This window comes from Sphingomonas sp. (genome assembly GCF_017744835.1).
Classification (GTDB): Bacteria; Pseudomonadota; Alphaproteobacteria; order Sphingomonadales; family Sphingomonadaceae; genus Sphingomonas.
Window position 1 is genome coordinate 15,701 of record NZ_JAGIAM010000007.1, and the last position, 13,623, is coordinate 29,323.

The 13,623-nt window shown below is 67.0% G+C and carries 15 protein-coding genes and 1 tRNA gene; 4 read left to right on the plus strand and 12 right to left on the minus strand.

The genetic code is table 11. The annotated features are described in order from the left end of the window. Positions 1–137: 137 nt before the first annotated feature. Entirely contained in the window at positions 138–596 is a 459-nt protein-coding gene (locus J7500_RS17605; protein WP_294063358.1) for a hypothetical protein, read from the plus strand. On the opposite strand, the gene J7500_RS17610 is transcribed toward J7500_RS17605, so the two are convergent. After that, complete coding sequence (locus tag J7500_RS17610; RefSeq protein WP_294063359.1) at positions 593–1,042, minus strand: MarR family transcriptional regulator; 450 nt, start codon at positions 1,040–1,042, stop codon at positions 593–595. The genes J7500_RS17605 and J7500_RS17610 overlap by 4 nt on opposite strands. Positions 1,043–1,113: 71 nt before the next feature. Between J7500_RS17610 and J7500_RS17615 the strand changes: the two genes are divergently transcribed. After that, positions 1,114–2,055 (plus strand): zinc-binding alcohol dehydrogenase family protein, encoded by a 942-nt coding sequence (locus tag J7500_RS17615; protein ID WP_294063360.1) that lies wholly within the window; start codon positions 1,114–1,116, stop codon positions 2,053–2,055. Between the two features lie 23 nt (positions 2,056–2,078). Here the strand turns inward: J7500_RS17615 and J7500_RS17620 are convergent, their stop codons facing one another. The 6 genes from J7500_RS17620 to J7500_RS17645 form a co-directional block, all read right to left on the minus strand. Then, positions 2,079–2,480, minus strand: a complete 402-nt coding sequence (locus tag J7500_RS17620) for a GFA family protein (protein WP_294063362.1) — start codon at positions 2,478–2,480, stop codon at positions 2,079–2,081. A gap of 40 nt (positions 2,481–2,520) precedes the next feature. Next, the gene (locus J7500_RS17625; protein WP_294063364.1) at positions 2,521–3,291 is read right to left on the minus strand and encodes a hypothetical protein; all 771 of its coding nucleotides are present in this window, start codon (positions 3,289–3,291) and stop codon (positions 2,521–2,523) included. 89 nt (positions 3,292–3,380) lie between these two features. After that, positions 3,381–3,689, minus strand: a complete 309-nt coding sequence (locus J7500_RS17630; protein ID WP_294063366.1) for a hypothetical protein — start codon at positions 3,687–3,689, stop codon at positions 3,381–3,383. 375 nt (positions 3,690–4,064) lie between these two features. Beyond that, positions 4,065–4,757: a 50S ribosomal protein L1 gene (gene rplA / locus J7500_RS17635; RefSeq protein WP_294063367.1), complete on the minus strand. Its 693-nt coding sequence runs from the start codon at positions 4,755–4,757 to the stop codon at positions 4,065–4,067. 4 nt (positions 4,758–4,761) lie between these two features. Beyond that, on the minus strand, positions 4,762–5,193 hold the full coding sequence (rplK, locus tag J7500_RS17640) for a 50S ribosomal protein L11 (protein WP_294063368.1): 432 nt from the start codon (positions 5,191–5,193) through the stop codon (positions 4,762–4,764). A 231-nt stretch (positions 5,194–5,424) separates the two neighbouring features. Continuing rightward, positions 5,425–6,618, minus strand: coding sequence for a mechanosensitive ion channel (locus tag J7500_RS17645; RefSeq protein ID WP_294063369.1), 1,194 nt, complete (start codon positions 6,616–6,618; stop codon positions 5,425–5,427). Between the two features lie 359 nt (positions 6,619–6,977). On the opposite strand from J7500_RS17645, the gene J7500_RS17650 reads away from it, so the two are divergent. Together J7500_RS17650 and J7500_RS17655 are read left to right on the plus strand one after the other, a co-directional pair. Further along, positions 6,978–8,111, plus strand: a complete 1,134-nt coding sequence (locus J7500_RS17650; protein WP_294063370.1) for an FAD-binding oxidoreductase — start codon at positions 6,978–6,980, stop codon at positions 8,109–8,111. 34 nt (positions 8,112–8,145) lie between these two features. Then, a complete protein-coding gene (locus J7500_RS17655) occupies positions 8,146–9,267 on the plus strand; it encodes a P1 family peptidase (RefSeq protein ID WP_294063372.1) in 1,122 nt (373 codons plus the stop codon). A 7-nt stretch (positions 9,268–9,274) separates the two neighbouring features. Here J7500_RS17655 and J7500_RS17660 read toward each other — a convergent pair whose 3' ends face one another. The 5 genes from J7500_RS17660 to J7500_RS17680 form a co-directional block, all read right to left on the minus strand. Further along, entirely contained in the window at positions 9,275–11,782 is a 2,508-nt protein-coding gene (locus tag J7500_RS17660; protein WP_294063374.1) for a PAS domain S-box protein, read from the minus strand. A gap of 189 nt (positions 11,783–11,971) precedes the next feature. After that, positions 11,972–12,511, minus strand: coding sequence for a transcription termination/antitermination protein NusG (gene nusG / locus J7500_RS17665; protein WP_294063376.1), 540 nt, complete (start codon positions 12,509–12,511; stop codon positions 11,972–11,974). Positions 12,512–12,532: 21 nt separating this feature from the next. Continuing rightward, complete coding sequence (gene secE / locus J7500_RS17670; protein ID WP_294063377.1) at positions 12,533–12,730, minus strand: preprotein translocase subunit SecE; 198 nt, start codon at positions 12,728–12,730, stop codon at positions 12,533–12,535. A gap of 148 nt (positions 12,731–12,878) precedes the next feature. Further along, positions 12,879–13,457 (minus strand): YqaA family protein, encoded by a 579-nt coding sequence (locus J7500_RS17675; protein ID WP_294063378.1) that lies wholly within the window; start codon positions 13,455–13,457, stop codon positions 12,879–12,881. Between the two features lie 58 nt (positions 13,458–13,515). After that, a tRNA-Trp gene (locus J7500_RS17680) sits at positions 13,516–13,592 on the minus strand. Positions 13,593–13,623 lie beyond the last annotated feature (31 nt).

The following is a 13,623-nucleotide window of genomic DNA, read 5'->3' on the forward strand; positions in this document are numbered from 1 at the left end:
AGCGTGAGCATTTGCTGAGCATTGCCTCCGGCCAGGTCCCGATGCGGGAATCTATCCAATTCTGCAGATGCGGAATGCCGCGCGAGGCGCTACAGCGACTCCAAAGCGGCGGGGAAACGATCCGCTTTGGGGGCACCATGCGTACAGATACAGAGAGTTCCCGTCGGAGCTTCGTGCTCGGCGGATTGGCGAGCGTGGCGGCGACGAGCCTGGCCGGATGCGGCTCCGCCGGATCGGGCAGCGTCGCGGCGCCGCCTGCGCAGCCGGTCGCGTCGGCGCCGCCCGTTCCGCTCACGCGCAGCGAAGTCGAGGATTGGGAGAAGCTCGTCGGCACCAGCTTCCTGATCATGGGCGAGGCAGGCAATGCGCCCGCGACGCTGGCCGCGCTCGAACGCTCGCCCGCGGACCCCAATCGGCCGGCCGACCTCGCCCGGCATCAGCCGTTCATCGCCTATTTCGAAATGGACAGCCGGCTGGTTCCCACCGGCGGCAAGACCTACCAGCTCTCGCACCCCACGCGCGGCCTGTTCGACCTGTTCCTGGGCCAGCCGGGCACGGTTCAGGGCAAGGGCGTCGTGCTTGCGGTGCTCGCCTAGAGCGGACTGCTCGATCGACGCGAGGCCTGCATTCGGGTGAGCAGGTCCTCCAGAGTGCGCTGATCGGCGGCGTCCAGTTCGCCGATCAAGGGAGCCAGCGCTTCGCGGAACTGGCCGTACAGGCGGCCGATCAACGCATATCCTTCGCGAGTCAGCAGAACGTCCGTCGCCCTGCCGTCATCGGCGTTCGGGGTGCGGGCCACCAGCCCGCGCTTTTCGCCGCGCGCGATGAGTCCCGACAGCGTCTGCTTTTCGAGACCGAGGTGATCGGCCAGCTCGGCCATTCGCGGCCGGCGGTCGCGAAGAATGCCCATGACGCGCAGCATCGTCAGCGACAGGTCGTTCTCCGCACCGATCCGATTGAGCGCGGCCATGATGGCGAAGGCCACGGGGACGAGCGCGTCGATCACGGCTTCGCCGGCCACGGGCGGGGTAGCGGGTTCCATCGACCAAGCTTGACATGGTTCGTAATACGCATCAATTATTGTTCGTATAACGAACTATCAGCGAGGTTGTCATGAAAGCCGCTGTCATCACCGCCTTCGACGCTCCGCCGCGCTACGGCGAGGTTCCCGAGCCGGTCGCGCACGATTCCGGGCACATGGTCGTCGACGTTCTCGCAGTCGGACTGCATCACCTCACGCGCGCAAAGGCGTCGGGCAGGCATTATTCGAGCGCGGATGCGCTGCCGCTGATCGCGGGGGCGGACGGCGTGGGTCGTGGCCCCGACGGGAAACTGCGCTACTTCGTCCAGGGCCCGGGAGAGATGGGGACGCTGGCCGAAAGGACCGTGATCGACCTCGACCATAGCCTCGAGCTTCCGCCCGAGGGCGATCCGGTGGCGATGGCTGCCGGCATGAACCCGGCGATGGCTTCGTGGCTGGCGCTGCGGTGTCGTGTCGGTTTCCGCGACGGGATGCGGGTCCTTGTCCTTGGCGCAACGGGGAGCTCGGGCAGCATGGCCGTCCAGATCGCGCATCGGCTCGGTGCGTCTCAGGTAATTGCCGTCGGCCGCGACGCAAAACGGCTCGCGGAGCTCAAGGTGCTCGACGCGACCGACGCCGTCGCGCTCGACGATCCGCAACTGGGGACGCGTGCGGCGGAAGTCGACGTTGTCCTGGATTTCCTCTGGGGCGAGCAAGCACCGCGGATCATGGAGACGCTGCTCCGCCAACGCAGCGATCGCGCACGGCCGGTCACCTGGGTCCATCTCGGATCGATGACCGGCGAGTCCGCCGCGATCCCCGGAGCCTTGCTGCGCAGCGCCAATCTTCAGATCGTGGGGAGCGGGCTGGGATCGGTGTCGACGCGCCAGATCCTCGAGGAATTGCCGGCGCTGGCGCAGGACATCGCGCGCGGTGCCCTGCGTGTCGAAGCGCGAGCGGTACCGCTGCGGGATATCGAGAGCGTCTGGAACGACCGGACGCGCGAGCGGCTGGTCCTGATTCCCGCGGAGTGAGGGGCGGCTCGCAGTCGCGCGCGCTAGAACTCACGTTCAAGCGGCAATTCCCCTGCAACGAGTGCCCAGGGGTGGCGGCGCTCTTCGTAGACCGAAACCTGGGGTGGCGGGAAGCCGGGGTCAGCGAATGCGCCCACCGCCACATAGAGGACGTCCGGCATCGCCTCCGGCTCCCAATAAACGGTCGATCCGCAGGTGGCACAGAAATGGAAGCTGGCCGCGGTGCCGCTGTCGCCGCGCCGGGTCCATTGCGCGGCGTGGCCCTCGACGGTCACCCGGTCGCGCGGAAAGCGTGCCTGCACCGCGAAGACGCTGCCGGTGCGCTTCTGGCACTCGAGGCAGTGGCAGATCGAGACGCGCAGCGGCTCGCCTTCGCAGGTCAGGCGAAGCTGTCCGCAGCTGCAGCTGGCCAGGCGAGCGGGCATGCCTCGGAGCCTAGCGCACACGCCGGCCGCGCAACAGCCGCTATCCGCGCGCGCCCGCCACTGCCTGGACGCGCAGCCGCGGGAACACCTCCTCGATCGGCTTGGTATCGGGCAGCACATAGACATAGCCGCCCTTCCTGCGGAACAGCGGCTGCAGATCCTTGCCATAGAAGGCCACCGGCACGTTGATGCAGCCGAAGGTGATGCGATTGTCCTCCGGGGTAGGGGACAGCATCCGCTGACGGCGGCGCTCCTTCTTGCTGGCCGTCGGCGGGATCGGGTGGAGCGCCACCGAGGTCGCATAATCGACCCAGAGCACGCGCTGCCTGCCGCCGGCTAGCCCGTATCGGGCGAGGAAGCGCCCTGCAGGCGTCGTCTTCTCGGCGGGGCCGATCTCGGCCAGGTTCTTGCTGCCCACGCCGGGGGTGGCGTCGTCGCCCACTGCGACTCCGATCAGCACCGGCACCTTGGCGACTCTCTTGCCCTTCGCGTTGAACAGCAGCAGCGCCGCCGCCTTCTTGTCGACGATGGCATAGGGCAGCGACCCGTTGTCGCCGGAGGCGGCGATCCAGTCGGCGACGCGCGCGACCGCAGCCATCCGCTCCGCCTCGGCCGCGGCCTCGGCTTCGGTTTTGACTGGCTCGTCCTCGGCTTTGGCCGGCTCAGCCTTCGCCCTGGGCTTGGGAAAGACCCTGGGCTTCGGCTTGGCCTTCGCCTGGGTGGTTGCAGGGGGACGCGCCTGTTCTGCCGCGCCTGCGGGCGCGGGAAGAGCCAGCGCGAGTGCGGCAAATGCCGCGAACATTTTCATCATCGCTCGATACGTCGGAAAGGAACCGGCGCCCGCCCCGGACGGGCCGGCGCCGGTAATCACAGTCGGATCAGCGTTCGCTGACGCGCTGATCAGTTGCGCGGCCGCTTGGCCTGGTTTTCCTTCTCGCGGATGCGCTGCTCGATGCCGTCGACGCGACCATTGAGCTGGTCGATGCGCTGGCTGTTGTTGCGGGCCTGGCCCGACGCCGCCTGCGCTTCCGCCAGCGCGGCCTTGGCCGTGCCGTCGGTCTCCTGCACCTTCGCCTCCAGCGTGTCGACACGCTGACCGACGAGCGCGACCTGCTCTCGCACGAAGCCCTTGGTGGCACAGCCGCTCAAGCCGACGGCGCCGACCACGAGCACGACAACAGGGGCAAGTTTCGTTACGAACGGGGACATCGCAATCTTCCAATGGTTAACGACCCGTCACAACCAAGCGGAGCGCCGGGAGGGCGACAATGGCGATTCTGTCCGGCCGTGCATTCCCTCCGGTGAGTAGATGATGCTGGAGCGCTTTTACCCGCGAAAATAGCGACAAAGCGCTCGTCGGCACGCTCAACCGCCGGCAGGCAGCGCCAGCGGCTGGGCTTCTCGAGCGTGCCGCGAACCGCGAGCGGGGAGGGAGGGGGCGATCAGCGCCAGCCCGGCCCTGCCTGCATGATTGCAAGCCCCATGGCATTCCCCTCCGTTCGCGGAGGATCATGCGCGCGCCGCCAATAAAGAAAGGGCCGGGATCGCTCCCGGCCCTTTCGCTTACTTGTCCTGGGACAGGGTTCAGGCGGTCGCCACTTCGGCGACGTCCACCTTCACGCCCGGACCCATCGTCGACGAAAGCGCGACCTTCTTCAGGTACTTGCCCTTGGCGCCCGACGGCTTGGCCTTGACCACCGCGTCGACCAGCGCGTCGAAGTTCGCGCGCAGGTCCTCGGCCGGGAACGACGCCTTGCCGATGCCCGAGTGGATGATGCCCGCCTTCTCGACGCGATACTCGACCTGACCACCCTTGGCGGCCTTGACGGCCTCGCCGACGTTCATGGTCACGGTGCCGAGCTTCGGGTTCGGCATCAGGCCCTTCGGACCCAGCACCTTACCGAGGCGGCCGACCAGGCCCATCATGTCCGGGGTGGCGATGCAGCGATCGAAGTCGATCTTGCCGCCCTGGATGGCTTCCATCAGGTCCTCGGCGCCGACGACGTCCGCGCCAGCGGCAGTCGCTTCGTCGGCCTTGGCGCCGCGGGCGAACACGCCGACGCGCACGGTCTTGCCGGTGCCCTTGGGGAGAGTCACGACGCCGCGGACCATCTGGTCGGCGTGGCGCGGATCGACGCCCAGGTTGAGCGCGACTTCGACGGTCTCGTCGAACTTGCTGGTCGCGTTCGCCTTCACGATCGCGATCGCCTCGTCCACGCCGTGCAGCTTCTCGCTGTCGACGGTCCAGGTCTTCTGCTTCTTGGTCAGCTTAGCCATCGTGTCAGCCCTCCACCACTTCGAGGCCCATCGCGCGGGCGGAGCCTTCGATGATCTTGGTCGCTGCCTCGATGTCGTTGGCGTTCAGGTCCTTCATCTTGATCTGGGCGATCTCGCTCAGCTGCGAGCGCTTGATCTTGCCCGCGCTCACCTTGCCCGGCTCCTTCGAGCCCGACTTCAGGTTGACGGCCTTCTTGATCAGATAGGTCGCCGGCGGGGTCTTGGTCTCGAACGAGAACGAACGGTCCGCATAGACGGTGATGACGGTGGGAAGGGGCGTGCCCTTCTCGGTGTCGCCGGTCTGCGCGTTGAACGCCTTGCAGAATTCCATGATGTTCACGCCGCGCTGACCCAGGGCAGGGCCGATCGGAGGCGAGGGATTTGCGGCGCCGGCGGGCACCTGCAGCTTGATATAGCCGGTAATCTTCTTTGCCATGTCACTCTCTTTCCGGAGCGCGCGGGCGAAGCCGCGGGCCCCTGATCAAGTTTAGCGGTACAGCCGGACACGCTCGAATCGAGCGGGCCCTCCCGCAGGGTTTCCAACGCTGTGGCTTTGGAAGCGCGGGCCCTTAGCCCAGTTGCGCCGCGATGGCAACCTGCGGGCTCGCCACAAAAAAGAGGGGCGCGAGGGCATGGTTCGCGCCCCAGTCTACGGGAACGGAGGGTGTCAGGCCAGCGGCGGCGGGGTGCGGTCCTTCTGCGCCGCGGCATCGAGCTGCTCGAGCTTGCGCTTGGCCCATTCGCGCCCGCCGAGCCCGAAGGCGAGCGCGCCCGCCACGGCACCGCCGACCACCAGCGCGGCGAAGGCGATCTGGACGATCTCCTCACCCACGCCCATGAACTGCAGCCCCATGAAGGTGAACAGCACGATCGCCGCCCATTTGACGATCGTCGCGGCCAACGGCGCCTCGCCGGTGCCCGAGATCAGCTTCTCGAGCAGCCGCGCCACCAGGAAGCCGAACAGCACCACCACCGCGCCGAAGATCACGTGCCCGCCGAGAGCCAGCACCTGGTCGAGGATCGCGGTTAGCTCGGGGAAGCCCAGCAGCCGCGTCGCCGCGATCGCGAAGAACAGGATGATCGCGATCTGCACCACGCGCACCAGCACGCCGGTCGCGGTGGTGCCGGAGGGGAGCACTTCCACCGATTCGAGCGAACGGTCGACGCCGAGCCCCGGCAGCACTTCCTTCAGGATCTGCGCCACGAACACCGAGATCAGATAGCCGATCCCGAGCAGCACCGCCGCGCCCAGGATCCGCGGGATCGCCCCGAAGATGAGCTGCAGCATGTTGCTCGCGGGGCCGGAGATCGTCGCGATGTCGAGCGCCTCCAGCGCCGCGATCGCCACCGGCACGACGATCAGCACATAGACGATCGTTCCGATCGTTCGGCTGAGCGTCGTGTTGCCGGTCACCGTCTGGACGCCGCCGCGATTGACCCATTTGTCGAAGTCGACCGTCTGGAGCGCCGTCACCACGATGTCGCGGACGATCCGCGCCACCATCAGCCCGATGAAGAAGATCAGGCCTGCGCCGATCAGATTTGGGATGAAGGCCATGATGTTGTTGAGCAGCGTCTGCACCGGCCCCATCACGCCGCCCAGGTCGAACACCTGGAGCACGGCCAGCAGGCCCAGCAGCCAGATCAGCAGGCTGACGATGCGGCCTAGGGAATGGCCGACCGTCGCGCCGCTCTCGGTGCCGCGCCGCAGCACCTTCACCTTGTCGACCAGCTTGGCGAACGCCCATTGCGCCGCCTTGGCCAGCGCCCAGGTCACCACAAGGATCAGTACTGCGATCCCGACCTTTTCGAGTATCTCCATCGTCAGACCCTGGTCGAAGCGATAATCCACCGTCTGCATCGTCCCATCTCCTTCAGTCGAGGGAACTAGAGCCGGGCGCGCGCGGGCGCGTCCCTCAGTCGTCTGCAATGCGGCGGGGACTATGCTTGCCCGCTCCGTCCGGCGTCAATTTGCACGGTGTAAATTGGTGTAACCCGCGCGACTGGTGCGGAGCATATCACGAACGCTTCGCTGTGCGGCATCGATTGTTTGCAATCGCCCTCGGTTCGTCGCCTGTTCGGACAAGTGCTTGCCGGACAGAATCCTGCGCCATGCCCGTGGCGCATGGCTTTTGCCGACAATGCATTGGACGTCGGCGGGCGCGCCTCGCACAGTGCATCGCCTCGCCGGTGCCGGCGACCAGTTCAAGGGGAGCCTGCGTGACCGAAGCCGTCGATATTCTTGTCATCGGCGGCGGCATCGCCGGCCTGTCCTGCGCCGCGCGGCTGGCAGGGCACGCGTCGGTTGTCGTGCTCGAGCGTGAGGATGCGCTCGGCTATCATTCGTCGGGGCGTAGCGCGACCTGGCTGCACCTCGGCATCGGCACCCCGCTGGTGCGTGCGCTGACCATGGCGAGCGCGCCCGCCTTCGCCGAGCCGCCCGCCGACCCGGAACACCCGCCACTGTCCTCCGCCCATCCGGCGCTGTTCATCGCGCGGGAGAGCGAGCTCGACCAGCTTGCGACGCTCGAGCGCGGGATGCGCAGCGTCTCGCAAAATGTCCGCCACCTCGAAGGCAGCGAGCTCACCGACCGCGTTCCGGTGCTGCGCGTCGGCGGCGAGCATTTCGTCCAGGGCGTCTGCGACGAGGGCGCGCGCCGCATCGATTCGCACGCGCTGCTCCAGTCGCACACCCGCGCGATCGCTGCGCAGGGCGGCAAGATCGTGACCGGCGCTGAGGTGCTCGCCATCCGCCGCGCAGGCGAGCGCTGGGTGGTCGACACGCCCTCGGCGAGCTGGTCCGCACGGACGATCGTCAATGCCGCGGGCGCCTGGGCGGACCGCGTCGCCGAGGCGGCGGGCGTTCGTCCGCTGGGCCTGCAGCCGATGCGCCGGACGATCATCGGCTTCGACGCGCCCGAGGGGCAGGCAGTTGACAACTGGCCCTTCCTCAAGACGGTGATCGACGACGGCTTCTACATGCTCCCCGACGCCGGCAAGCTGCTCGCCTCGCCGATGGACGTGACGCCGACCGATCCGGCTGACGCCCAGCCCGAGGAGATCGACGTGGCGACCGCGGCCTGGCGCGTCGAGGAAGCGACCACGATCGCAGTCCGCCGCATCGCCGCGCGCTGGGCCGGGCTGCGGTCCTTCTTCCCCGACGGCAATCCTGCGGTGGGTTACGACGCCGCGGCGGAGGGATTCTTCTGGCTGGCGGGGCAGGGCGGGGCAGGCCTGCAGACCTCGCCCGCGCTTTCCGCGGCCGCTGCAGCGCTGGTCCTTCGCCAGCCATGGCCCGAACCGCTCGCGGAAATGGGGATCGACGCGGCGACGCTCTCGCCTGCGCGGCTCTGAGCGGGCGCTTTTGAAGCACATGGGGGAGGGACGGATGAGACTGAGCAGAGTGATCGCGGGGGTGGGCCTTCTGACGCTGGCATCGGCGGCGCCTGCCGGGCAGCGGGCGCGAGAGGCGGGGGTCGTGATCGGCGTCCTGCCGACCGGCCCGCTCAATGCGATCACGGATGTCGCTGGCGTCCGCGTCGGCCAAGTCACGATCGAGGAAGGCAAGGATGTCCACACCGGCGTCACTGCGATCCTCCCCCATGGCGGCAACGTCTTCCGCTCGCGCGTGCCGGCCGGCTTCGTCGCGTTCAATGCGTTCGGGAAGTTTGCCGGCTCGACCCAGGTCGTCGAGCTGGGCGAAGTCGAGACGCCGATTCTTCTCACCAACACGCTCAACGTGCCCGAAGCGATGGCGGCATCGGTCGAATGGACGCTGGCGCAGCCCGGCAACGAAGCGGTGCGTTCGGTCAATGCCGTGGTTGGGGAGACCAACGACGGGCTGCTCAACGACATCCGCCGCCGCCGGGTGACGATCGCCGATGCCCTGCGCGCGATCGAGAGCGCGAGGGGCGGTGCGGTGGCGGAAGGACCGGTCGGCGCGGGCACCGGCACGGTGGCCTTCGGTTTCAAGGGCGGCATCGGCACCGCCTCACGCAAGCTGCCGGCGTCGCTGGGGGGATGGACCCTGGGCGTGCTCGTCCAGACCAACTATGGCGGCGTGCTGAGCATCGCGGGCGTGCCCGTCGGTATCAACCTGGGACGCTACGAGTTCAAGGACGCCGTCGAGCGCAGGAGCGCCGACGGCTCGGTCGTGGTGGTGATCGCGACCGACGCGCCGGTCTCGGACCGCAACCTCCGCCGCATCGCCGAGCGCGCCTTCATCGGAATCGGCCGGACGGGCTCGTCCTTCTCGAACGGATCGGGCGACTATGCGATCGCCTTCTCGACCAACCCTGCCGTGCGGCGCGAGGAAGGGAGCGCGGCGCCGCTGCAGGTGACCGACCTGCGCAACGAGGCGCTGTCTCCGCTGTTCCAGGCTGTTGCGGAGGCGGCCGAGGAAGCCGTGATCAACTCGCTGTTCGCCGGCAAGACGGTAGTCGGCCACCGGGGCACCGTGGAGCGCCTCCCCGTGGAGGCTGTCCTGCCTTCGATCGCACGGCGGCACTAGGAGGCAATCAAGGGATCGCCGCCTTGACCGGCAGCTTCTCCGACGCCTCGGCGATTGCGCGCGCCAGGTGGACCTGGTTGAACGGCTTGCCGAGGCGGATGACGTCCCCGCCGAGTCCCTCCATTCCCTCGCCATATCCGCTCGCGACGATGATCGGGACGTCCGATCCGGTGCCGCGGATCGCCTCGATCAACTCGGCGCCGGTCATGCCCGGCATGGCCTGGTCGGTAATCACCACGTCGATGCTGTTGTCCGTCAGGAATTTGTCGATCGCCTCCGCGCCCGAATCCGCCTCGACGACCTTGTGTCCCAGATCTTCGAGCAGCGCCGCGACGTTCATCAGGATGAGCGGATCGTCGTCCACGACCAGAACGGTCAGGCGCGATATTTTCGGCGCCATCTCCTCGGGCGCCTCCGGTTCGGCACCGGCCTTTTCCGTCTCCGCGACCGGCAGCCACAGCACGGCGCGAGTCCCTTCGCCGACGGCGCTCAGCAGCTCGAATGCGCCACCGGACTGATGCGCCATGCCGTGCACCATCGGTAGGCCGAGGCCCGTTCCCTTGCCCACGCCTTTGGTGGTGAAGAAGGGCTCGGTGGCCCGCCGCAGGGTCTCCTCGTCCATGCCGCTCCCCTTGTCGGCAACGACGAGGCGGACGTAGCTTCCTGCGTTCAACCTGGGGTGACCGTCAGCCACATCCTCCCGCGTCGCCGACACCACGATCGGACCACCCGAAGGCGTCGCGTCGCGGGCGTTCACGATCAGGTTGAGCAGCGCCATTTCGAGTTGGTTGGCATCCGCCTTTACCCGGGGAAGGCCGATGGGAAGATTGGTCGATATCGGCCATTCGGTGCCGATCGAGCGCTGAACAAGGTCCCCCATCCCGCTGAGCAGCTGCGAGAGGTCGACCTTGCCCATCTTGAGGTCCTGGCGGCGGGCGAACGCCAGCATCCGCTGCGTCAGGGTTGCGCCGCGCTGCGCACCCTGGATGGCGTTATCGAGGAAGCGTTGGGTGAGTGGGTCTTCGGGGATCCGCTTGCGCAGCAGGTCCAGGCTGCTGAGCACCGCCATCAGCAGATTGTTGAAGTCGTGCGCGATGCCGCCGGTCAGCTGGCCGATCGCTTCCATCTTCTGCGACTGGAACAGCGCCTCGCGTGCCTGTTCCAGCTCGAGTTGCGTGGCTTCGCGCTCGGTGACGTCGCGCGTGATCTTGGCGAAGCCGATCGGCTTGCCCGCGTCATCGCGAATGGCGTCGATGACGACGCTCGCCCGGAAACGCTCGCCATCCTTGCGGACCCGCCATCCCTCGGCAAGGAAGCGGCCCTCGCGTCGTGCTGTCTCCAGCGCGTGGGCCGGCTCGCCGCGGGCTCGGTCCTCCTCGGTGTAGAAGCGAGAGAAATGCTCGCCAATGATCTCCTCGGGCTCGTAACCCTTGATGCGGCGCGCGCCTTCGTTCCAGCTCGAGACGTGCCCTTCGAGATCGATCATGTAGATGGCATAGTCCGTCACGCCCTGGACCAGGTGACGGAACTGCTTTTCGCTTTCGCTCAGCGCCTGTTCGGCCAGGCGCCGCTCGGTGACATTGGCCAGCGCGCCGCTGAACTGCGCCGAGATCAGCCGCGCGATGTTCAGGACGTCCGGATCGTCGGGGCGATAGGGATTGAGGCCGAGCACGAGCGTTCCCAGCGGCGCCTCGCCCACCGGGCCCGGTACCGCTATCGCAATGGCTTGGCGCGGTGCCCGGTCCCAGTCGCCGGTCGGCCAAGGATGGTCCTCGGGCAGGGTTAGGAGCGTTCCCGCGGGATCGGCGTCGAACCCCGAAATGGCGTCGATGGCCGGAATCAGCGACGGGTCGGTCGCGTAAGCGGTGTCGTCCGGATGCTCGTCGTCGAGCAATCGCAGGGCGGCAAAGGGGAAGTCGCGGCGATTGGCGGCGAACACAGACCGTGCGGCGTCCAGGATCATCGAGGTGTCGGCGGCGCCCACCAATGCCGCACCCAAATGCCGCAACGTTTCCAGCCGCCGCTCGGTGATGACCTTCTCGGTTTCCTCGGTGACGATGCAGAGCAACCCCCCGACCGAGCCGTCGGCCTCGTGCAGCGGGCTGTACGAAAAGCTGTGATAGGTCTCTTCCGGATATCCGTTGCGCTCGAGCAGAAGGCGCAACGCCTTGTTCCAGGTCGCCTCTCCGGCCCAGACGCTCTCCACCTGGTCGGTTAGTTCGTCGTAGATTTCGGACCAGACCTCGCGGAAGGGCCGCCCGAACATGGCGGGGTGTTTGAGGCCGAGCGTCGGGATGTAGGCGTCGTTGTAAAAGAAGCACAGGTCAGGGCCCCAGCCGAGCCACATCTCGAAACGCGACGTCAGCAGCATCCGCATCGGGATCTTCAGCGCATCCGACCATTGCCGCGGATCGCCGAGCGGCGAAGACGACCAATCATGGCGCCGCATGACCCCGGCCATCTCGCTGGAGCCGGGGAATATGTCGGTCAGGTCCTCGCCTGAATTTACGTCCATTCCTCCCCCCAAGATCGTGATTCGATCCCAACGCGCACCGCGTCATTTGGATGCGAACGCCGGCCCATAGCGCATATTCCGGCATTGGATGTTTCCGCGGTTGCCGCGAAGGGTGGGCGATCGTCCCAAAAGCAGAAAGGCCGGAGCGTCTCCGCCCCGGCCTCTCGAAACCCAATCTCTTGCGAGCAATCACTTCACGCGTTCGACGTCCTCGAACCCCAGCTCCAGCGGGGTGGCGCGGCCGAAGATCGAGATCGAGACCTTCACGCGGCTCTTGTCGTAGTCGAGCTCCTCGACCACGCCGGTGAAGGTCGCGAAGTTGCCGCTGGTCACCTTCACCGTGTCGCCGATGTCGTAATCGACCTTGACCTTGGTCTTGGGCGCGGCGGAGGCGGCCTCGTCCTTGGTGTTGAGGATGCGCGCGGCCTCGGCCTCGCTGATCGGCTGCGGCTTGCCCGACGAGCCCAGGAAGCCCGTCACCTTCGGGGTGTTTTTCACGAGGTGATAAACGTCGTCGTTCATCTCGAGCTTGGCGAGGACATAGCCCGGGAAGAACTTGCGCTCGGACTGGATCTTCTTGCCGCGGCGGACCTCGGTCACCGTCTCGGTCGGCACCTCGACGGCCTCGACGAGACGGTCGAGCCCCATGCGGGTCGCGTCGGCCAGGATCTGGTCGCGGACCTTGCCCTCGAAGCCCGAGTAGGCGTGGATGATGTACCAGCGCGCCATTGTCTGTCCCTTGTTCTGTTCTTATCGGGCGAGGCTGAGCAGGAAGCGCACGATCGCATCGAAGATCGCGTCCACGCCCAGGAAGAAGACGCCGAGCAGGCTCGCCATGATCAGCACCATGATGCCGGTCATGATCGTCTCCTTGCGCGTCGGCCAGGTGATCTTGCCGGTCTCGGCCCGCACCTGGTTGATGAACTGCATCGGACTGGTCTTCGCCACGGCGGCTCGCCTCGCATGAAAAACGGTTTTGCCGAAGCGGGGCATAGGTCCGCTGCCGCTCCCTAGCAAGGGACCGGCGCGTTCCATCACCGCTGTCGGAATGGGTCAGCTATCTAGCGACGAAGCCCGGGCAAGGCAAGCGCCGCACTCAGAGGTATGCGACTGCCGCGAATCCGCCGATCAGCAGGATCAGGAAACCCCAGGCGAAGAGGTTCAAGCGCTCCTCGATGAAGGCCTGGACCGGCTCGCCGAAACGCTTGAGCAGCGCGGCGATGATGAAGAAGCGCGCACCGCGAGTGATCGCCGCCAGCAGCACGAACAGCGGGAAGTTGAAGTGCGCGATGCCGCTCGCGATCGTGACGAGCTTGAACGGGATCGGGGTGAGGCCCTTCAGCAGGATGATCGCGGCGCCGTAATGGCCGTACATCTCCTGGAACTGCCCGACCTTGTCCTCCATGTGGTAGAGCCGGATCAGCCACTCGCCGACGCTCTCGAGCAGATAATAGCCGATGGCATAGCCCAGCATCGCACCCAGCACCGAGAAGAGCGTGCACACGCCGGCGATCAGCCAGGCGCGGTCGCGGCGTGCGAGCACCATCGGCACCACCATCACGTCGGGCGGGATGGGGAAGAAGCTGCTTTCGGCGAAGGAGACGATGGCGAGGCTGCGAAGCGCGTGGCGGTGGTGCGCAAGGCGCAGCACCCAGTCGTACATTGGGCGAAACATGCGTCCCCCGGGCTTGGGTGGCTGGAACCGCGGCCCCTGTGTGCTTTCCGCGTCGCGATGGCAGGGGCGCTCGGATTCGAACCGAGGGCCTTCGGTTTTGGAGACCGACGCTCTAACCAGCTGAGCTACGCCCCTGTGCGGCCACCGCTCCTATTTTCTGTCGCGC